General features: G+C 72.1%; 17 protein-coding genes and 1 pseudogene. 12 read left to right on the top strand and 6 right to left on the bottom strand.

All coding sequences use genetic code 11. From position 1 onward, the window contains the following. Positions 1-9 precede the first annotated feature (9 nt). Positions 10-1,230 carry a hypothetical protein gene (locus BLQ63_RS28570; protein WP_091039525.1) on the top strand — a complete coding sequence of 407 codons (1,221 nt, stop codon included), beginning with the start codon at positions 10-12 and terminating at the stop codon, positions 1,228-1,230. Then, complete coding sequence (locus tag BLQ63_RS21210; protein WP_091039526.1) at positions 1,230-1,802, top strand: hypothetical protein; 573 nt, start codon at positions 1,230-1,232, stop codon at positions 1,800-1,802. Before BLQ63_RS28570 ends, BLQ63_RS21210 begins: the two co-directional genes overlap by 1 nt. Positions 1,803-1,809: 7 nt before the next feature. Here BLQ63_RS21210 and BLQ63_RS29395 read toward each other — a convergent pair whose 3' ends face one another. From BLQ63_RS29395 to BLQ63_RS21230, 5 genes and pseudogenes are all read right to left on the bottom strand, one after another. Beyond that, positions 1,810-3,384, bottom strand: a complete 1,575-nt coding sequence (locus tag BLQ63_RS29395; RefSeq protein WP_245681034.1) for an outer membrane protein assembly factor BamB family protein — start codon at positions 3,382-3,384, stop codon at positions 1,810-1,812. Between the two features lie 186 nt (positions 3,385-3,570). Beyond that, positions 3,571-4,566 (bottom strand): annotated as a pseudogene (locus BLQ63_RS29995) (Hsp70 family protein); the annotation flags it as partial. Positions 4,567-4,696: 130 nt separating this feature from the next. Beyond that, on the bottom strand, positions 4,697-5,275 hold the full coding sequence (locus tag BLQ63_RS21220) for a DUF4386 family protein (RefSeq protein ID WP_091039528.1): 579 nt from the start codon (positions 5,273-5,275) through the stop codon (positions 4,697-4,699). A gap of 129 nt (positions 5,276-5,404) precedes the next feature. Beyond that, positions 5,405-6,196 (bottom strand): hypothetical protein, encoded by a 792-nt coding sequence (locus tag BLQ63_RS21225; RefSeq protein WP_091039529.1) that lies wholly within the window; start codon positions 6,194-6,196, stop codon positions 5,405-5,407. 87 nt (positions 6,197-6,283) lie between these two features. Continuing rightward, positions 6,284-7,564 (bottom strand): PA2928 family protein, encoded by a 1,281-nt coding sequence (locus tag BLQ63_RS21230; RefSeq protein ID WP_091039530.1) that lies wholly within the window; start codon positions 7,562-7,564, stop codon positions 6,284-6,286. A 169-nt stretch (positions 7,565-7,733) separates the two neighbouring features. On the opposite strand from BLQ63_RS21230, the gene BLQ63_RS21235 reads away from it, so the two are divergent. From BLQ63_RS21235 to BLQ63_RS21255, 5 genes are all read left to right on the top strand, one after another. Continuing rightward, positions 7,734-9,017: a hypothetical protein gene (locus tag BLQ63_RS21235; protein ID WP_091039531.1), complete on the top strand. Its 1,284-nt coding sequence runs from the start codon at positions 7,734-7,736 to the stop codon at positions 9,015-9,017. Then, positions 9,014-10,180, top strand: coding sequence for a hypothetical protein (locus BLQ63_RS21240; protein ID WP_091039532.1), 1,167 nt, complete (start codon positions 9,014-9,016; stop codon positions 10,178-10,180). Before BLQ63_RS21235 ends, BLQ63_RS21240 begins: the two co-directional genes overlap by 4 nt. Beyond that, positions 10,177-11,802: a tetratricopeptide repeat protein gene (locus BLQ63_RS21245; RefSeq protein ID WP_091039533.1), complete on the top strand. Its 1,626-nt coding sequence runs from the start codon at positions 10,177-10,179 to the stop codon at positions 11,800-11,802. Before BLQ63_RS21240 ends, BLQ63_RS21245 begins: the two co-directional genes overlap by 4 nt. After that, the gene (locus BLQ63_RS21250; protein ID WP_091039534.1) at positions 11,796-13,016 is read left to right on the top strand and encodes a CHAT domain-containing protein; all 1,221 of its coding nucleotides are present in this window, start codon (positions 11,796-11,798) and stop codon (positions 13,014-13,016) included. The genes BLQ63_RS21245 and BLQ63_RS21250 overlap by 7 nt, the downstream gene beginning before the upstream one ends. Before the next feature lie 183 nt (positions 13,017-13,199). Next, positions 13,200-13,787 carry a DinB family protein gene (locus BLQ63_RS21255; RefSeq protein WP_091039535.1) on the top strand — a complete coding sequence of 196 codons (588 nt, stop codon included), beginning with the start codon at positions 13,200-13,202 and terminating at the stop codon, positions 13,785-13,787. A 158-nt stretch (positions 13,788-13,945) separates the two neighbouring features. Here BLQ63_RS21255 and BLQ63_RS28920 read toward each other — a convergent pair whose 3' ends face one another. Next, complete coding sequence (locus BLQ63_RS28920) at positions 13,946-15,151, bottom strand: hemerythrin domain-containing protein (RefSeq protein ID WP_218125396.1); 1,206 nt, start codon at positions 15,149-15,151, stop codon at positions 13,946-13,948. A 67-nt stretch (positions 15,152-15,218) separates the two neighbouring features. Here BLQ63_RS28920 and BLQ63_RS21265 point away from each other — a divergent pair, with 67 nt between their 5' ends. The 5 genes from BLQ63_RS21265 (at position 15,219) to BLQ63_RS21285 (ending at position 19,306) form a co-directional block, all read left to right on the top strand. Further along, the gene (locus BLQ63_RS21265) at positions 15,219-16,061 is read left to right on the top strand and encodes an aldo/keto reductase (RefSeq protein WP_091039570.1); all 843 of its coding nucleotides are present in this window, start codon (positions 15,219-15,221) and stop codon (positions 16,059-16,061) included. Between the two features lie 144 nt (positions 16,062-16,205). Then, positions 16,206-16,814, top strand: a complete 609-nt coding sequence (locus BLQ63_RS21270) for a TIGR03086 family metal-binding protein (RefSeq protein WP_091039536.1) — start codon at positions 16,206-16,208, stop codon at positions 16,812-16,814. 92 nt (positions 16,815-16,906) lie between these two features. Continuing rightward, a complete protein-coding gene (locus tag BLQ63_RS21275; protein WP_091039537.1) occupies positions 16,907-17,995 on the top strand; it encodes an alcohol dehydrogenase catalytic domain-containing protein in 1,089 nt (362 codons plus the stop codon). A gap of 100 nt (positions 17,996-18,095) precedes the next feature. Next, on the top strand, positions 18,096-18,848 hold the full coding sequence (fabG, locus tag BLQ63_RS21280) for a 3-oxoacyl-ACP reductase FabG (protein WP_091039538.1): 753 nt from the start codon (positions 18,096-18,098) through the stop codon (positions 18,846-18,848). Next, positions 18,845-19,306, top strand: coding sequence for a MaoC family dehydratase (locus BLQ63_RS21285; RefSeq protein ID WP_091039539.1), 462 nt, complete (start codon positions 18,845-18,847; stop codon positions 19,304-19,306). The genes fabG and BLQ63_RS21285 overlap by 4 nt, the downstream gene beginning before the upstream one ends. The last annotated feature ends 14 nt before the right edge of the window (positions 19,307-19,320 follow it).

Here is a 19,320-nt window from a genome sequence, read left to right on the forward strand (position 1 = left end):
GCGGGAATCATGGGTGACATTCCAGTAGTCAGCACGGGTTCGAGTCTGGCCCAGAACATCTGGGGCACGATCGCCGGCGACGACCGGATCTCCTCGGCCTCCGCCATCCCCGGCGAGATCATGGGCCTGGGGATGGAGGTCCTGGGCGCGATGAAGGACCCGGTCTACGCGCTGGCGTCGGCCGGACTGAGCATCGTGCTGGAACTGGTGGACCCCTTCAACGAGGCGATCGAGTACGTCTCCGGCTCCCCCGGCGACATGGAGCGCGTCGAGAAGGCCTGGGGTGAGGTCTCCGGCTCGCTCCAGTCCCTGTCCTCGGACACGGGCTCCGCGGTCGGCGCGAACCTCAAGTCCTGGCAGGGGCAGGACGCCGACGCCGCGGCCGGGCAGCTCGAAGCGCTCGCCGCGGCCATCGCCGCGGCGGCCAACGAGGCGTCGAACGTGCAGCAGATCGTCAGCTGGTGCCGGATGCTCGCCGAGGCGATCAAGGCGCTCATCGAGTCGATCCTCGCCGAACTCGTCTCTTGGCTCATCACCCGCGGCCTGGTGGCCCTCGCGACCGGCCCCTGGTCGTTCGGCGCCAGCATCGCCACGTTCATCCTCGGCGCGTTCTACAAGGCGACCTCGATGTTCCTGCGGGTCATGAACAAGATCAAGACCACCACGGGCATCTTCGGCAAGATCCTCCGCGTGCTGGTCGACCAGGGCCTCAACCGCAAGGGCGCGTTCCACGTGACCCCGGGCCAGATCTTCGGCCTGCGCGACGGCATGAGCTACGCGCTGTGGAAGGGCGTCCTCGTCAAGGCGGCCGTCGGCGCCGGAGGAAGCCTGGCGGGCAACGCGACGCAGGCGGCGACCGACCAGTTCAACTCGATGACCGCCGGACCCGCCTCCGGCGGCGGGGGCGCGGGCGGCGCGATCAACGTCGACCTCGACGAGCTGTCCGGGCTCCAGTCGGCGCTCCAGGGCCTCGCGGGCCAGGCCGGCCCGATCCGGTCGCAGGCCTCGGAGACGATGGCCGAGGAGATGTCCTGGGGCATTCCGGGCTGGGTGGGCCTCGAAGGCCACTACACCTCCACGGCCGAGGGCCTCGACGAGGCGATCGGCGAGATCGTGTCGGCGTTCGAGGGCCAGGCGATGGTCATCGGCGAGTGCCGCGACGACCACGCCGCGGCCGACCAGGAGGCGGCCGACGCGCTCAACAAGCTCCTCAGCGAGTTCAGCTCCTGATGAGTGGCCGCGAATACGACCTGCGCGAGGACGCCCGGGCCCTGGTGGTCGGGCAGTGGCTCAGAGAGGGCGAGCAACTGCGGACCTTCGCGCCGACCGGACGCGGCAACTACAAGTCCGAGATCCGCGGGTTTCCTTCGGCCGCTTGGAAGGCGGCCACGGTCCTGGGCTGGTCGGCCGCGAAGATCGCGAGCCCGGCAGGCATCGTGACCGGCGGCGTGCCGTACTGGAACGAGATCCGCCGGTTCGAGGGCCGCCCGCCGGGCCTGGTCGCGTTCGGCGACGGAAGGTCGTGCGAGGCCGCGAAGGTCCTCGGCACCGGGCCGCACCGCAGCGGCATATGGGTCCTCTCGCGCGACCGGTTCGGCTTCGCCGCCGACCGGCGCGTCTCCCCCGGGCCGGGACTGGCGCCGGGCGCGCTCAAGCGGGAGGACGCGGTCATACTGCTGGACAAGGTCATCGACATTCCCTCGGCGCGGTTCGCGTTCGAGGGCGACGTGACCCGAGGCGACGCGGTGTACCTGCGCATCCGGTTCCACGACGGGTCCGGAGTGGACGTGCACAACCGCTGACTCCCGGTCAGATGACGTCGGGGACGATGTAGACCCGCGCCTTCCAGTCGCCGCCCAGGACCACCACGAGGTCGCCGAACAGGGAGACGTGCTCGGGCACGTCGGCCCCGGCCGACGCCGGCGCCGTCTGCGTGCGCGTATCCATGTCCATGATGGACACGCTCCAGCCGTCGGCGTCGCTGGTCTCCAGCGCCACCCGGTCGCCCCGGACGGCGAGCGCCGAGGTGAACAGCTCGCCCTCCACGATCACCTGGCCCGCGAAGTCCCTGACCTGGACTTCGCTGACGGTGTCGAAGACCTGGTCGCCGAAGACCAGGCCGTTCGCGCCGGTGTACCAGTGGTCCTCGACGGCCCAGTCGACCGGGATCTCCCACACCTGGTCGCCGGTCGCGGTGTCGAAGGCGATGGTCTTGTACCCGTCGTCGGCGCTGGTGTGGTCGACCGCGGCGCAGACCAGGTGCTCGCCGCAGGCCTTGACGTGCTGGATGCCCACCCCCGCGTCGAACGGGACGCTCCAGGCCTCGCCGAGGTCGGACAGCGAGTACGCGACCAGCGTGTCGCGGCCCGGGGAGGCCTCGTCGGAGGCCCTGGCGACGACCAGGTCGTCGTAGACGGTCCACGCCTCGCCGTCGATCGGGAGGGCCCCGCTGGTGAGGGCCTCGCCGGTCGCGGCGTCGCGGATCACGGCGGTGCCCTCGTACGAGTCGAGCTCCACGAGCCGGTCGCCCGCGGTCAGGTTGTCGTAGAGCGCGTGCGAGTCCGGCGGCAACGTGCCGGCGGCGCCTTCGCCCCAGACGGCGTCGGCGCGGACCCGGCGCTCCTCGCTGCCGAGCAGGTCCTCGGGGCCGGGCTTCGACCAGACCTCCTCGCCGGTGGCGAGGTCAAGGCGGATCACGGCGTTGTCCTCGAAGCCGTCGCGCTGCTCGAAGACGAGTTCGGTGCCGTAGTAGGCGACGTCGTTGCGCTCGTAGCTGGTCCACTGCCGCTTCCACAGCAGTGCGCCGTCCTCGAGCGACACGACGGCGCGCATGTCCTCGCCCTCGTCGACGGCCGAGGCCATCGCGTCGATGATCATCAGGTCTCCGACGACGGTCAGGAACATCTCGGTGGGTTCGAGCTCGTAGGTCTGCGTCCACAGTGTCTCGCCCTCGGGCGTGACGGCGCTGGCGACGGTGGCGCCGTCCACGACCTCGGTGAGGATGGCCTTGCCGTCGGCGGCGGCCACGGCCGAGGCGCCGCTGGCGCTGAGCTGCTGCTCGTAAAGGAGGGGCAGGGCCTCGCCGGTGTCGGTCTCGGTTCCCAGCCCGTCGAGCGCGTCGCCGAGGATGCCGTCCCCGCCGGTGGCGCCGTTCCAGTCGAACTGGTTGAGCGCCACCGCCACCGTGATCACGATGGCCGTCAGGAGCGAGGTCGCGACCGAGAGGGCGATCCAGCGTCGCGGCGGGCCGGCGGCCGGCGCCGGTCCCTTCTGGACGTTCAGTTTGAACGGCAGCTGCTGGGGCGTCCCGGGCATGAAGGACGGGGCCACCGGATGGCGGGCGGGCGGCACGGGCGGGGACTGCGGCGTGTGCTGCGGCAGCACGGGCGCCGGTGTGCCGGCGGGCGGCGTCCCCGGCGGGACGGGTGTGTAGGCCGCCGGGGTTTGGGGTGGTGACGGGGTCGGGGTGGTCACGGCAGGAAGATCGGGCTCGGCCAAAGCATGGCGCAACGCGCCGAAAGCCACCGGCAGCTCGGGCTGCTCGGGCACCGACGGCGCGATCCCGAAACGAGCATGAAGCCTCGTAGCGACCAATGGCATCCGACTGGAACCACCGACCAGCAACAACGCGGTCAACTCCGCGGGCTCGACCCCGGAACGCTCAAGCGTCCGGCGGGTCTCATCCACCGCACGCGCCACCAAAGGATCAGCAAGACTCGTAAGCTCGTCACGAGTCAAATGCAAACCCATCGGATTATGACCGGGCAACGCGACCGGCGCAGTCGAGGTCCGCGAAAGCATCTCCTTGGCCGCACGAACCTCACCCCAGAACGCCAGCCGATCACGCAGATCCGCGGTCGTCTCCGGCTCGGACAAGCGCCGCCACAGCTCCGGGTCGCGCCCGGCCACAATCCGCCCCAGATGCGCGGCCAGCGTCATATCGACATCGAGACCACCCAGATCGTCCAAGCCCCCGACCGCAAGCGTCCGCAACCGCCCGTCCTCAGCCCGACGCACCACCGCCGCATCGAACGTCCCCCCACCGAAGTCGAAAATCGCGACGGCGGCGCCCACCGGGATCTCCTGGCCGAGGACTTCGGCGCAGTAGGTGGCGGCGGCGATCGGCTCAGGCAGGAGACGCACCCGGGGCAGGGCCGCGACCTGCGCGGCGCGCTCGAGGACCGCGCGGCGCACCGGACCCCAGTCCGCCGGATAAGTCAGCACCGTCTCAGCAGGGCGCAGCCCCGAAGCGGCGGCCTCGTCGGCGATCCGCCGCAGACCCGTGGCAAGCAGCTCCTCCACCGGAACCTCCCGGTCACCCAGCAGGACCGTGCCCTCATCAATGCGCCGCTTGGGATGCGACTCGAACCGCCCAGGCTCGGCAGCAGCCAGACGCTGCGCGTCACGACCGGTATGAAGGTCCCCGCCGGCATCGAGGAACACCCCGGAAGGCAACAGCGGCGAACCGTCGAAGAGCAGCGAACGCGGCTCCTGACCGTCACGACCGACAACAGCAACGGTATGGGTGGTGCCGAGATCGACGGCAAGCCAAACAGGGGTCTGCACGATGTCCTACTCACTCAATACCGAACCAAGGAAAACCCTTGGGGCGGAAAAGGTCGGGTCTGGGCGTTTGGTCACTGCGGATGGGGTGGGCGGTGACCCACGGCGAGGATACAGCGGACCGGTGACGACTTCAGCCTGTCGCCTCGGGCCGGACCGGCGGTTCGGGGACGAGCGGGGCCGCGGCGGCGGCGGGGAAGCCCTTGATCAGGAGCCAGAGGCCGAACGCGAGCTCGAAGAGGCCGCCGGGGACCGCCAGCGCGATGCCCGCGCCGGAGACGGCGAAGTCGAGGGCCGTGCCGGCGGCGAGGAGGGCGTATCCGGCCGCGCCCCACCAGGCGAACCAGGTGGGCGTCCAGCCGAGTCGGCTGAGGCCCAGGAGCATCGGGATGCTCCCGGCCGCGAGGACGACCATGGCGACGGCGTACAGGACGGCGTTGGTCTCCGGCTGGTCCTGGAGCAGGAACCAGGCTCCCGCGGCGAGGAGGAACGCTTCGGACATGCGCGCGGTCTGGTAGGTCCGGGCGGTGCGCGGGGCGGTCCGGCGCAGCGCGAGGAAGAACAGGACGCCGATCACGGCGACGGCGGCGGAGTTGAGGAAGATCAGCGCGATGCCGACCGGTTGGTCGGCCAGGGCGGTGCCGATGCCGTAGAAGAGGAAGGCGGCGAGGAAGAGGGCGCCGGCGAGGCGGCCGCTGGTGCGAGGGGACATGTTCACTCCGAAGTGCTCGGTGGGCCTGCTAGTACGGTATCGGCTCCCGGTCCGGCCCGGGCCCCGGTCGCGGCCTCCCTGCGAAGGCCGCGACCTCCTGTGCTCGCCCGCAGCGATCCCCAACGGACGCTACGGGTTGAGGCTGGTCAGGACGACCACTTCGGACTCGTCGTAGGGCAGGTAGCGGACGCGGACGACCATGCCGGGCTGGAGCTGGGGCAGGGCGCTCGCGTCGATGGGCTTCTGCTGCTCCAGGTCGAAGGTCGACTGGTCGGCGCGGGTGACGCGGAACTTGATGTCCATGACGGCGCGGTCGCCCTTGATGTCGCCGGTGGGGCTGAGCGACAGGACGACCGCCTTGGTCTCGGTGCCCTGCTCGGAGATCTGGAGCTGGCGGGGCGTGACCAGGCCCTTGGCGAGGCGCACGCGGTCGAGGGCGGCCTGGAGTTCGGCCTGCGGGGCGTCGGCGGCGATGACGACCTTGCCGTCGGTGCTGCCGGGGCGGTAGCGGACGGGGAGGATCGCGCCGGGGACGACGGCCGAGAGTTCGGTGATGTCGACGATGGTGCGGGCGACGCCGCGGAAGGACTGGCCGTCCATGGTGTCGATGTCGAACAGGATCTCCAGCTGGGGCTGGTCGTTGATGCTCAGGCCGGTGCGGTCGGCGGAGACGATGGTGCCCATGGCGAGCGGGGCGCCCTCGAAGCCCTTGGGGGCGTGGCCGCGCATCTGGCTCATGGCCCCGTCGACCATGCGACCGGTCGCGAGCGTGATCGGGAGGACGCCGATGAGGATGATGGGGCCGGCCATCCAGCCGTTGGCCCAGGCGACGGGGCCGTCGCCGTTGAGGCCGGTGAGGACGAACATGACGGTGCAGATGACGCCGGCGAGGGCGAGGATCCAGTTGATGACCTTGAACATGGCGGGTTCCCTTCGTTGCGGTGCTTCGGTGTGTTCGGGTTCAGTCTCGGACCGGTGCGGTCGCTACCGGTCACAGGTTTCGCGGGGTCAGTAGTCGGGGTCGCCGAAGAAGTCGGTGGCGGCGAACTCGAGGCGGTCGATCGAGCCGTCGGGTGCGACGACCACGAGGTCGGAGTGCCAGGGGTCGTCGGCGGGCGCGGTGATCACGGTCGTGTAGCCGCCGGGCGAGGTGGCGGCGCGGCCGAGGTTGGTCGCGGTGTCCATGGAGGCGGTGACCTGTCCGGTGTCGAGGCTGATGACGTTGAGCGCGTAGGCGTCCCCGTTGGGCTCGATCTGGTGCTCGACAAGGACGTGCCCGGAGGCGGCGCCCGCGGCGGTGTTCCCCAGTCCCGTCCACAGGTCCGCGCCGGCGGCTTCGGGGTCCTCCATGAACCCCTCGATCAGGTCCTCGACGTCGACTTCCAGGGTCGCGGTGGTGGAGGCGAGCGCGGTCTGGTCGAGGACGATCTGGGCCCCGTAGAAGACCCGCGTGCCGAGGTCGCGCAGCCCGTCGCCGTCGTCGACTTCGAGGGTGGCGCCGAGGGCGCCTTCGGCGGTGGGCTTGACGCGGACGGTGCTCTCGCCGTCGGCGAGCAGGGCTTCGGTGGTGGTGAGGCCGCCGATGTCGGGCACGTTCCCTTCGGCGGCGAGCAGGCCCGACCAGGTGGCGGCGGTGTCCTCGCCGGCGGGGGCGGCTTCGAGGGTGTCGAGGGCGATGGTGTGGACGCCGCCGTTGACGTCGAGGGCGACGACGGCCCCCAGCGCGGGGTCGAAGGCGTAGGCCGCGCCGGAGGCGGCGGCGCCCGCGAGCCCGGTGATCGCTCCGGGTTCGGCGGCCGTGGACCCGTCGTCGAGTTCGAGGACGCGGAGGCCGTCGTCGGTGGCGAGGTAGGCGTATGTCTCGCCCGCCGCGACGACGGCCGCGCCCCAGCCGATCTCGTCGGTGAGCTGCACGTCCCACCGGGCCTCGCCGGTGGCGAGGTCGACGGCGGCGATGCGGACCTGGAACATGTCGTGCGACGCGGAGGCGATGAGGCCGCCGGACCCGGCGCGTTCGTAGGGCACGAGGACGAGTTCGCCCTCGTCGTCGGCGGCGAAGCCGATGCCCGACTGGAGGGTGATCTGGGGGTCGGGGGCGGTGAGGTGCTCGCCGAGGATCGCGATGGCGCCGATGCCGAGGGAGGAGAGGAGGAGCATCGCGAGCATGCCGCGCACCGGGGACTTGAACGAGCTGGTCGCGGGGGTGAGGGGCTGTTCGGGGGTGCCGTACGGGGACCGCACCTGCTGCCCGTGGGCCGGGAGCGGCGACCGGGGCGGGTCGTAGTACATGGTGGGCCTCCTTCGGTGTCGGACGGGTCGACGCGCACAGCGTCGCTCCTCGCTCAGTCCTACCGGTCACAGGTTTCTGGCGGGGGTACGGCGCGGATAGGGGGTGCCGGCGAACTCCTTGCGAGGCGATGTCCGAGTCCGTTCGCCGGCACCCCCTAGACTTCGCGACATGGTGCAAGGCATCGCGCCCTCGGCGGCCGTCCCACGGGGCATGCTCATCGCCGACGCTTGGGCCCAGCTCGGCGACGCCGTCGCGCCTTTGAGCAACCCGTCGGGCAGGCCGCTCGCGCGGACGGTGAAGCTCCTCCTCGACCCGCTGGTGCTGCGCCCGACGATGAACGCGCGGTTCGCGGGCGGGGTGGTCGCGGTCGAGCACGTCGACGCCCTGCGCGCGGCGATCCTGGACGCGGGCCCGGCGCTCGCGGCGACCGCGGCGTGGTTCCAGCTGGTGAAGAAGGCCCGGCGGCGCGCGGGGATCACCGAGGGGCACCCGCAGGACCTGTACTTCCAGCGCTGCTTCGAGCTCGCGCACGAGCACGGCGACCCGCGGTCGGCCGAGGGTGCCGCGCGCATCGCGGCCGAGGCCGTGGCCGAGGTGCACGCCGAACGCGGCGAGGTGACCGTGGACCGGTTGCGCGGCTTCGTGACCGACCCCGAGCGCGCGGCGGAGCTCGCCGGACTGCTGCGCTCGGCGTGGGCCGACCGGTCGGACGAAGCGGTCGACGCGGCGCCGCACCCGGGGCTCGCCGCATTCCTCGAACACTGCGCCACCGGACCCGACCGGGACCTGTGGAAGACGCTGGCGCGCAAGCGGGTCGGCACCGCCGAGGCCGCCGCGCTCGACCGGCCCTCGGTGGCCCGCGGGTACGGGCTGACCGGCCGCGAGCGCCCGGTGCCGCCGGAGATCGGCGACCGGGCCTCCAAGCGGCGGCTGCCGAAGCCCTTCGACCGGTCCATCATGGAGCGGTTGTTCGCGGCGTTCACGGCGGTCTTCCAGCGGGAGTCGATGGGCGACATCCCGGCGCTCGTGGTGGGCGAGATCCACCGCTCGGCCGCGCCCTGGCAGCTCGCCGAGGAGTCCAGCCGCATCACGATGGCGCTCGGCCGGGACGCGGCGAAGGGCCTCGACGCGCCGATCGAGGCGGTACCCGCCTCCGATGCGAACGCGCGCCTGCTGTCCCGGTGGAGTCGCGAGTCCTATGTGCAGCGGGTGCTGCGGCTTCCCGACGCCGCGGCGCGCGACGTCCCCGACGACCTGCGCGACGACGTGCTCGGCGTCGACCGCGCCTACCTGCGCCGGCTCTGGGCCCGCCTCCACGGGCGCGAGCTGCGCGGCGAGGCGACCGAGGCCGACGACGTGTGGGACCTGCTCGACGGGGTGCTCCGCTCGGTCGTGATGGACCAGCGCGACCGGCTGCGGCGCTCCCTCGAACGCGAAGGGGACCGGGCATGACCGAGTTCGCGATCGAACGGGAAGGACCGGTCGTCCGCGTCGGACCCGAACGGCCCCATCCGGAACGAACGGCACTGGTCGAGGCGCGCGGCGCCCTGCTGTACTGGGACGTCCTGGACCCGCGGTCGCATCCGGCCGCACTGTACGGGGACGGCCAGGCGCCGCCGGTTCATCCGGCCGCCGAGATCCACGACCTGGACCTCGCCGCCGACTGGCTGTGGGAGATCTACGGACCCGAGGCCGCCGCCGCGATCCTCTCCGGCGCGGCCGCGATCGCGACCGAGGCGGACTCCCCGGTCCTCCAAGCCGCCCGAAAACTCGCCGACCTGCGGTGGATCGAGGCATGGTGGCCCGCCACGCACGTGGTGACCCTCTCGGCGCAAGCGATCGGAGGACCGCGGGCCCGGGAGGGGCTGCCGCCGTCCTACGAAGCGGTCGTACCCGCACCGTCGGTCGGACTCCTGAGGGCCGAGGCCGCCTGCCGCACCGCCGAAGTCGAGCACCTGCTCGATGACGACGAGGCCGTGGAGCGGGCCCTCGACTTCGACCCCGCCGCGATCACCGCGCTGGAGTCCCACCCCGTGCTCGGCTCGGACGCCCGCGATCTCGCGGACGAACTGGCCGACCTCGCCGAGAACTACGGCGTCGTCCTGCGAACCTCGCCGGCCCCCGCCAGACCCGAGGACTGGACGCTCGCCGCGGGCGGCGACACCGGCGCCGGCCCCGCGCTCGCCGAAGGGGAGGCGCCGGTCGACTGGGCGTCCGTTCCCCAAGGGCTCGTTGACATCGCAGGGCAGGCGCGCTGGTCGCTGACGCATCGCGGCGGCGCCTCCGTGATCACAGTCGAGGTCCCCGCCGCCCCGAAAGCTCGCGACGCCACGCTGACCGCCAGAATCGGCGGCGCCGGGATCGCGCTGCACCACGACCGCGACACCGGCATGTTCACCGGCGAAGCCCAAGCGCCGCAGGGATTCCTGCGACTCCCGACGGCGCAGCGGACCCTCCACGTGTACGACCCGGCCTTCGCGACCGGCGATGCCGGGGCCGATCCGGACGCGCAGGCGCGCCGCGACGCGCTCATCGTGTACGCCTACCAGCGCGTCCTCGCCTCGGACGCGGGCCTCGCCATTGAGGCGGCGGCCGTCGGAGTCGACCTGCCATGAGCGACGACGACCTGATCGGCCTGCACGGCAAGGAGACCAGCGGCCCGCGCTGGAAGAAGTTCCGCAAGCTCAACAACACCGCCGCCCGCATGGCCGGCCAGGGCCGGACCGCCAAGGCGATCGCGATGTTCCAGGAGGCGTACGCGCTCACCCTCGTCCCGGACGTCGACGCCGCCGGGCTCGACGCCCGCGCCCGCGTCCTGGGGAACCTCGCGGGCATGGCCGAAGGCCAGGGCGACACCGCCGGATCCCTCCGCTACGCCGAAGAGGCACTGCAAGCGGCCGCTGAGGCCGAAGCGCAGGCGGGCGACCGGTACGGCACCGTGGCCGTGCGCGCCTCGATCCTCGTCAACCGGGCCCAGACCTTCCAGCTCCTCGGCCGGCTCGACGACGCCCTCGCCGACCTCGACGCCGCCATGGCGATCACCGACGAGGGCGGCGACGACGAGGGCTACGTGGCCATCTCGGTCCACAACTCCCGCAGCGTCCTGCTCATCGGCCTCGAACGCTGGGAGGAGGCCGAGGCCGCCGCCCGGCACACCCTGGCACTCGCCAACGCGCGCGACCCGCGCCTGGCCGGGTACCCGTACTCGAACCTCGCCGCGATCGCCCAGGGCCGCAACGACCACGAGGCCGCCATGGCGTATCTGCGGCTCGCCGAAGAGCTCCACGAGGGGGATCCGTCGGCGGTGGCGCTCGCGGTCGCGAACCAGGGCCGGGCCGCCATGCGCGCCGGCGACGTGGCCGAAGGCGGCCGATTGCTCGCGAAGGCGGAGCAGGTGTTCGCCGACGGCCGGCAGCCCCTGCGCGCGGCCGAGATCCGCTACAGCCGCGCCCATGCCGCGTTCCAGAGCGGCGACGCCGATCTCGCGAACGAGCTGCTGCCCGAGTCGATCGCGGTCCTGCGAAGCGCCGGACACGTATCGATGCTCGCCGAAGCACTCGCGCTCCAGGGCGACCTCCTCGCCGCCCGAGCCGAATACGAGCAGACCGAGGCCGCCTACCTGGAGGCCCGCCGGTGCCTCGAATCCCTCGGCGCGCGATATCACCTGGCGCGCATCGACATGCGGCGCGCGTTCGCCGTCGCGGAACAGTGCACCCTGGCGGTCACCACGAGCGAACGGGAGCGCCTGCTGCGGCTGGCCCTGGACCTCTCGCTCCCGTCCGCGCTGGCGACCGACGCGATCCGCCACCAGTTCACGCCGGGCCTGCCGCGCGAGCAGTGGGCGGCGACCGTGGCGATCCCCGCGATGGCGCACGCGCTGAACCTCGCCGCGGCCCTGCAGGACGGCGCGCTCGTCTCCGAACTCCTGGAGCACATGAGCGCGACCGTGTCCCTCCACGCGCCGACCGCGAACGCCGCGTACACCGAGAACCCCGTGCTCACCGCGACGATGCCCGATCCGCTCGAACTCCCTGCGACCCAATCGGAACTGCTGCCGTTCGCGGCCGCGGGACTGGTCACCGGCGCCTCGGGCGACTTCCCGGCGCCCCGGTTCGCGCTGCCGCCGCGACTGCGCGTCAACCCGGGACGTCCGTCTCATCTGGAGCCGTGGATCCAGGAGACCGAGCGGCGCTACGGGTTCGCGATCCGATCCGACGTAGTGGTGGACACATGGTGAACGAGGCGCAGCCGACCGTGCAGCTCAAGATCGTCGACGGCGACGGGCTCTTCTACACGTGGCGTTGGGAGCACGAGCTCGGCGCGATCCAGAACATCATGGTCGAGGCCGGCAGGGTGAAGCCCGCCCTGGACGCGCTGGCGCTGTCGCTGCCGACACCGCTGTACGGGGAGACCGTGGACCAGGCCCTCGAACGCTCGCTCGCGGGGGCGTTCACCGACCGCGAGCAGGAGATCGGACTCTCGACGGCGCTGGCGGCGTCGCTCATCCCCTACCGGCTGGCGACGGAGCTGAACGAGTTTCTGGCGCAGGGCCTGCGGCCGCACGTGCGCATCCAGGCCTCGCACGCGACGAGCCAGGTGCCCTGGGAGGCATTGCATGTGGACGAGGGCGAGCGCTTCGTGTCGAACTCCGACGTCTCGGTGCTGCCCCCGGCGACGGTCCGCAACGCCCCGGAACGCAGCGTATCCAAATGGGATCCTGGTTCGAATGTCGTAGCGGTGCTGGACCCGAGCGTGCCGGGAGCGACGGCGGCACTCGGCTCGGTCCTCGGCCCGGTAGAGTCCGACTCCGAACTGGCCGCTCTCGTGGAACGTCTCGGCGAGCGCCTGGTCCCGAAGCCGACCGACTCGGCCTTCCGCCGGGGCGACCTGAACAGGGACGCGATCGAACCGCTCCTGGCGGACGCGGGCCGCTTCCTCTACGTGGGCCACGTGACCATCGCCGACCACGGCTTGGACGCGCGGCTGCACCTGAGCTGCGGCCCCGACACGACCGGGCGGGCGGCCCTCGCGCGGGGCCACCGGCCGCTGACGGCCGGCGACATCGTGCTGGGCCACCGGCCCGGAGCGACGGCCGGGTGGCGGATGCCGAACCGGGTCGCGCTCATAGCCTGCGAAAGCGGCGGCGAAGTCCGCTTCGCCGAACCGGTGGGCCTGGTGGCGGCCGCGCTGCACGCGGGAGCCCAGTACGTGACGGCGACGAGATGGACCCTGCCGACCAACGCGGGCATTCGCCGCTACGCCACGGGAGCGAAGCCCGACACGACGGTCCTGCCGGAGGCGGTGGTGGCGGTGAACGACGCCCACGAGAGCCCAGATCCCGTAGCGGCCCTGAACGACTGGCAGAGGCAGAAGGCGGAGCGCTGGGAGGCCGAAGGCCGCCTGGAGGACTCCCCGATCATCTGGTCGGCCTTCGCCACCGCCTACGGCTGACCTGCCGCATCCGAACGGCCGCATCGCGAATGCCCGATCGGTCGGCATGAAGGGCCCAAGGAGTAGCCGCCACTCGGTCGCTGCCTACTCTGAGCGCGAAGGATCATCGCCGGGAAGCCGGGGAGCACGGCCGGCCGCCGTCCCGCAAGCTCGATGTCGCACCTCGTCGGCACTATCGCAGGCATGACCGACACCAAGACCCACCTGCACCGCGACCTCCGCAACGCCCGCGAAAGCCTGCTGTGGAAGCTCGACGGCTTGGGCGAGTACGACCTGCGCCGTCCCATGACCCCGACCGGCACCAATCTCCTCGGCCTGGTCAAGCACATCGGCGGCATCGAGGCGGGCTACCTGGGCGAGGCCTTCGGACTGCCCGTCAGCGATCCCCCTCCTTGGTTCGCCGACGACCCGGACGAACCCAACACCGACATGTGGGCCCGATCCGAGGAGTCCAGTGCGGTCATCATCGGCTTCTACCGCCGCGTCTGGGCCCACGCCGACGCCACGATCGAGGCCCTCGACCTCGACGCCCCCGGCACCGTCCCCTGGTGGCCCGCCGAAGACGCCGACGTCACCCTCCACCGGATGATCGTCCTCATGATCGGCGAGACCAACCGCCACGGCGGCCATGCCGACATCGTCCGCGAACTCATCGACGGCGCCGCGGGCCTGCGCCCCGACTTCATCGGTTTGCCCGAAGGCGGCGAGGCTTGGTGGGCCGACTATCGCGACCGCCTCGGACAAGCCGCCCGCAAGGCCGCCGGGCAATAGTTCAGGGCGACCCGATCTCCACCGGATGTCGTCGGGGCGCAGGGCATCACGGCTTCGCGGCAGATGTGATCGGCACGGGAATGCATTCGGCCCTGTTCATGCCTGCACCCCAATGGCATCGGAGCTCAAGGCGGCACCATCCTGACGGGGCTGCCGGCTCAGGCGAGGTCTCCCAGGAGGTCGTTCGGGGTGCCTTCGAGGGCGAGCGTGTCGAGGACCGACAGGAGTTGTCGTTCCTCGTAGCCGAAGTGGGTCTCCATGACCGCGCCGATGCCGTCGAGGTGGCTGTGGAGCGTTTCGGGGTCCTCGCCGGCGTCGATCGCCGCGCTGAGGTTGCCCAGGAGGTGCTCGAGCATGTTGTGGTCGGTCATGAGGTTCGAGATGACCGGCTTCAGCTCGGGGTGCTCGGCGATGATCTGCGGGAACAGGCCCCCGTCCTCGCTGCGGTGGTGGCCGCTCAGCGCGGAGCAGAAGCCGCGGCAGAAGAGGAGGAGATCCTGCCCGGGCGGGCCCTCGAACTCCCCGTCGATGGAGCGTCGGGCGAGGTCGAGCGCCTGTCGCAGGCGCTGGTGGACGGAACGAAGCTGTGCACCGAAGGCGACCAGTCGGTCGGTGTCGGAACTTATGGCGTACTCCTTAGAACAGGCCCAAGGGTACTTCGGCGGGGCCTGTGGGTCGAGGTCGAGGCGCCATGACCGCCCTAACCGCGGCAGTCCCAGCTCCCCCGCCCGCAGCCCGGCCTGGAAGCGGGAGTCCGCCTCCAGCTCGGCCATCAGGTCGGCCACTCGGCGCCGGTACGTGCGCAGGGAGACGCCCAGCCGCTTGGCGGCCGCCTCGTCGGTGAGGCCCGAGCCGAGGGCACCGAGGATCCTGCGCCCGTCGGCGTCGATCCTGGGCATGTCGGCGCCCAGGTAGTCGCCGAAGTCGACGGCGGTGGCCCAGGCGGCCTCGAAGAGCGACAGGATGCCGCCGATGACCGTCGGCGACGTCGTCACCGTGTACTCGCGGCCGACCGGCGCCTCCGGCCCGGCCATGATCAGCACGCGGCGGTCGATGAGGATGACCTCGTTCGGCAGCGGCGAGCCGCTGATCCGCACCAGCGCCCCCGCGCCCCGCACCTGCCGCAGATGCGCGCGGGCGCCCTCGTCCGCCAGCGCGACCGGGCTGAGCAGCTTGCGGATCGCGAGCCCCGGGCCCGCGGGCTCCACCTGGCGGCGCACCGCCGCCCTGGCCTCGGCCTGCGACCAGGTCTCCAGATCTCTTGCCGCGCAAAGAAACTCGGTCCGCACCGAGGCGAAGAGGTGCCCGGCGCGCTCGACCAGTTCGGCATCGCCCCTGACCGTGAACATCTGCTCGCTCCGCATGATCCAAGTGTGGCAGCAACCTGCCAAACCGTCGCCCGACACCGCGGTTGCGGGAAGCATGGACCTCATGACGACGAACACCTTCTCCCTCGGTGGAGACCTGAAGATCAATCGGCTCGGCTTCGGCGCGATGCGCCTGCCGATGAGCACCTTGGACGGCCCGACGCGGACCCCGGAGAACGGCGTCGCCGTGGTCCGGCGCGCCGTGGAGCTGGGCGTCGACCACATCGACACGGCCGGCTTCTACAACCGGGGCGCGGTGCGCGCCAGCGAGATCATCCGCGAGGCGCTGTCGCCGTACCCCGAAGGCCTCGTCATCGCCACGAAGGTCGGGCCGCTGCGCGGGCCGGACGGCATCCCGAGCGGCCAGGCGGCGCCCGGTCGACTGCGCGGCCTCGTGGAGGCCGACCTCCGGACGCTCGGACTCGACCGGCTCGACCTGGTCTACCTGCGCGTCGGCGGCATCACCGGCGCCGGCGGCGAGTCGATCGCCGAGCGCTTCGCGGTGCTCGCCGAACTCCGCGAGGAGGGCCTGATCCGGCATCTGGGCGTCAGCAACGTCGACGCCGACCAGCTGGCCGAGGCGCGGGCGATCGCGCCCGTTGCGGCGGTGCAGAACTCGGCCGCGGACGGCATGGGGCTCTTGGCGGAGTGCGAGGAGGCCGGCATCGCGTACGTGCCGTTCTTCACGCTCGGCGGCGGCGGGAACGCGATCGACACCGAGCGGCTCGGTGCGGTCGCGGCGCGGCTGGGCGCGACCACCGCGCAGGTCGCGATCGCGTTGACGCTGGCGTCCTCGCCGGTGGCGCTGGCGATCCCGGGCACCGGTTCGCTCGAGCACCTGGAGGAGAACCAGGCGGCCGGGGACCTCGTGCTCAGTGACGAGGACCTGGCCTTCCTGCGGGCCTGAGCGCGGGTCGGTCTCCGACAGCGCGGGTGATCGGACCGGTGTTCCCGGGGGCCCGGTCTCGTCACCGCCTCCAGGGGCCCGCCCCGCGTGCGGCACCGCCGCGAGAGCGCCGCACGCGGGGCGGGTTCGGCCTATGATCCGGTCATGAGTGAACTCCTCGACTTCCACCGCCGCACCATGGCGTACGCCGTCTCGATCGTGAACACGGTCGAGCCCGAACAGCTCTCGCTGCCGACCCCTTGCGCCGAATGGGATCTCGGGCAGCTGCTCGCCCACATGACCGCGCAGGACCGGGGGTTCGCCGCCGCCGCGCGCGGCGAGGAGTTCGACCCCGCGGCCTGGGCCGAGGGCCCGCTCTCGGAGCGGTTCGCCGAGACGTTCGCGGCCTCGGCCGAGGAGGTCGTGGCCGCGTTCAATGAACCGGATGCGGCGCAGCGGGAGTGGCTGGTCCTCGTCGGTTCGGACACGCCGCTGCCGGTGCCGGGCGAGCGCGCCGTCGGGTTCCACCTGATCGACTATGTGGTGCACGCCTGGGACGTCGCGGTGTCGATCGGCCGTGAGCCCGAGTTCGATCCGCTGGTGCTCTCGGCGGTGCTCACGCTCGCCGAGGAGGTGCCGCTCGACGGCTCGACCCGCATCGGGCCCCATGCGCCGTTCGCTCCCGCGCTGGAGCTGGAGGGCGGCGACGGCCTGCTGGAGCAGATCCTGGCGCTGCTGGGCCGCGATCCCGAGTGGAGCGCCGAGCAGAGCTGAAACGGCGGGTCGATTCGAGTCGGCGCCGGGACTAGCCATGCATACCGACCGGACGGTATGCTTGCGGCAGTCCCGACGACGAGGAGGTCGCCGTGCAGATCACCGGTGCCGTACTTGAGCGCTGCGGCGCGCCCGCGCCGTTCGCCGAATCGCGACCGATCACGATCGGGCCGCTCGAACTCGACGCGCCCGGCCCCGGGGAACTGCTGGTGCGCATCGAGGTCGCCGGCATCTGCCATTCCGATCTGTCCGTAGTGGACGGCAACCGGGTCCGGCCGGTGCCGATGCTCCTGGGCCACGAGGCCGCCGGGATCGTCGAGGCGGCCGGGCCCGGAACCGGGATCGCCGTCGGACGGCGGGTCGTGATGACGTTCCTGCCCCGGTGCGGGCGCTGCGAGGAATGCGGCACCGGCGGGCGACTCCCCTGCGCGGTCGGCAGTGCCGCGAACGCCGCCGGGACGCTCGTCGGCGGCGGCATCCGCCTCCACCGCAACGGTTCCGCGGTCAACCATCATCTCGGTGTCAGCGCCTTCGCGACCCACGCCGTCGTCTCCGCCGACTCCGCGGTCCCGGTCGACGACGACGTGCCGCCCGACATCGCCGCGCTCCTGGGCTGCGCCGTGCTCACCGGCGGCGGCGCGGTCGTCAACGCCGGCAACCCGAAACCGGGCCAGACCGTGGCCGTCGTCGGCCTCGGCGGCGTCGGCGCCGCCGCGCTCCTCGTCGCGAAGGCGTTGGGCCACCCCGTGATCGGCATCGACACGGTTCCGGCGAAGCTCGCGACCGCCCGGGCACTCGGGGCCGAGGCCATGACGCCCGAGGAAGCCGCCGGGCGGCGGGTCCCGCTCGTCATCGAGGCCGCGGGCGCGGCCCGGGCCTTCGAGACCGCGTACGCGCTCACCGCGCCGGGCGGCACCACCGTCACCGTCGGCCTGCCCCGCCCCGACGCCCGCGCGAGCATCGCGCCCCTGTCGCTGACCGCCGAGGCGCGCACCGTCATCGGCTCCTACCTCGGCTCCGCGGTGCCCGGCGACGACATCCCCCGCTACGTCGACCTCTGGCGCGCGGGCCGACTGCCGCTCGACCGGCTCGTCTCCGACCGCATCGACCTCAATGGACTGCCGACCGCGCTCGACCGCCTCGCCGCGGGCGAGGCGCTGCGCCAGCTCATCGAATTCTGAACCGACCCCGAGCCCGGGCGCTGCAAGCCTGCACCGCTGAGTATCCGGACTCCCCACAGCACCGACTCCTGGAAGACCCGCACTTGTGAAAGGAACGCCCATGACCTCACGCACCGCCATCGTCACCGGCGCCGCGCGCGGCATCGGTGCCGCCACGGCCCGCCGCCTCGCCGCGGACGGCCACGCCGTCGCCGTCATCGACCTGAACGAGGCCGACGCGCAGGACACCGTGAAGGCCGTCGAAGCCGCCGGCGGCACCGCCCTCGCGATCGGCGCCGACGTCTCGGACGAGGCCGCCGTCGCGAGCGCGGTCGAACGCGTCGCCGCCGAGCTCGGACCGCCCGCGATCCTGGTCAACAACGCCGGCATCCTCCGCGACAACCTCCTGTTCAAGATGACCGCGGGCGACTGGGACGCCGTGATGAGCGTGCACCTCAGGGGCGCGTTCCTCATGAGCCGCGCCGTACAGCCGCACATGGTCGAGGCCGAGTGGGGCCGCATCGTGAACCTGTCCAGCACTTCGGCACTCGGCAACCGCGGCCAGGCGAACTACGCCGCCGCCAAGGCCGGCATGCAGGGCCTCACCAAGACCCTCGCCATCGAGCTCGGCCGGTACGGCGTCACCGCGAACGCGGTCGCCCCCGGGTTCATCCAGACCGAGATGACCAGGGCCACCGCCGAGCGCATCGGGGTGCCCTTCGAGGACTTCCTCGCCCACGCCGCCAAGGAGACCCCGGTCGGGCGCGTCGGCCAGCCCGAGGACGTCGCCGCGGCGGTCGCGTACTTCTGCTCCGAGGACGCCGGATTCGTCTCGGGCCAGGTCCTCTACGTCGCCGGAGGGCCGAAGGCATGAGCGACCGCATCGAAGTCGCCTCCCCGCAGGCGCTCGCCGACGCGCTCGGCGGCAGGGCGGTCGGCGAGTGGTTCATTGTGGACCAGGCCCGCATCGACGCGTTCGCGGACGCGACCGAGGACCACCAGTGGATCCACGTCGACCCCGAGCGGGCCGCCGGCGGGCCCTTCGGCGGGCCGATCGCGCACGGATACCTGACGCTCTCGCTGCTCCCCCGCCTCACCAAGGGGCTCTTCGACATCGGCGGGCTCGCCATGTCGGTGAACTACGGCCTGGACCGGCTCAGGTTCCTCCAGCCGGTGGCCGCTGGGTCGCGGGTGCGGGCCGTGGTCGAGCTGGTCTCGGCCGAGGCCGTGAACCTGGGGGTGCGGGCCGGGTACGCCGTCACCGTCGAGATCGAGGGCGCCGACAAGCCCGCGCTCGCGGCGCAGACGATCACGCTGTACGTGCCGGAATAGCACCGCCGGTCACC

The sequence above is a fragment of the Glycomyces harbinensis genome (assembly GCF_900101745.1).
Classification (GTDB): domain Bacteria; phylum Actinomycetota; class Actinomycetes; order Mycobacteriales; family Micromonosporaceae; genus Glycomyces; species Glycomyces harbinensis.

Bases quoted from the DNA above. Each gene is read 5' to 3' on its own strand.
- BLQ63_RS21225 (WP_091039529.1), bottom strand. From the start codon at position 6,196: ATGTTCAAGGTCATCAACTGGATCCTCGCCCTCGCCGGCGTCATCTGC.
- BLQ63_RS21245 (WP_091039533.1), top strand. From the start codon at position 10,177: ATGAGCGACGACGACCTGATCGGCCTGCACGGCAAGGAGACCAGCGGC.
- BLQ63_RS21210 (WP_091039526.1), top strand. From the start codon at position 1,230: ATGAGTGGCCGCGAATACGACCTGCGCGAGGACGCCCGGGCCCTGGTG.
- BLQ63_RS21230 (WP_091039530.1), bottom strand. From the start codon at position 7,564: ATGTACTACGACCCGCCCCGGTCGCCGCTCCCGGCCCACGGGCAGCAG.
- fabG (WP_091039538.1), top strand. From the start codon at position 18,096: ATGACCTCACGCACCGCCATCGTCACCGGCGCCGCGCGCGGCATCGGT.
- BLQ63_RS21250 (WP_091039534.1), top strand. From the start codon at position 11,796: ATGGTGAACGAGGCGCAGCCGACCGTGCAGCTCAAGATCGTCGACGGC.
- BLQ63_RS21265 (WP_091039570.1), top strand. From the start codon at position 15,219: ATGACGACGAACACCTTCTCCCTCGGTGGAGACCTGAAGATCAATCGG.
- BLQ63_RS21285 (WP_091039539.1), top strand. From the start codon at position 18,845: ATGAGCGACCGCATCGAAGTCGCCTCCCCGCAGGCGCTCGCCGACGCG.
- BLQ63_RS21220 (WP_091039528.1), bottom strand. From the start codon at position 5,275: ATGTCCCCTCGCACCAGCGGCCGCCTCGCCGGCGCCCTCTTCCTCGCC.
- BLQ63_RS28570 (WP_091039525.1), top strand. From the start codon at position 10: ATGGGTGACATTCCAGTAGTCAGCACGGGTTCGAGTCTGGCCCAGAAC.
- BLQ63_RS21240 (WP_091039532.1), top strand. From the start codon at position 9,014: ATGACCGAGTTCGCGATCGAACGGGAAGGACCGGTCGTCCGCGTCGGA.
- BLQ63_RS21270 (WP_091039536.1), top strand. From the start codon at position 16,206: ATGAGTGAACTCCTCGACTTCCACCGCCGCACCATGGCGTACGCCGTC.
- BLQ63_RS28920 (WP_218125396.1), bottom strand. From the start codon at position 15,151: ATGCGGAGCGAGCAGATGTTCACGGTCAGGGGCGATGCCGAACTGGTC.
- BLQ63_RS21255 (WP_091039535.1), top strand. From the start codon at position 13,200: ATGACCGACACCAAGACCCACCTGCACCGCGACCTCCGCAACGCCCGC.
- BLQ63_RS21235 (WP_091039531.1), top strand. From the start codon at position 7,734: ATGGTGCAAGGCATCGCGCCCTCGGCGGCCGTCCCACGGGGCATGCTC.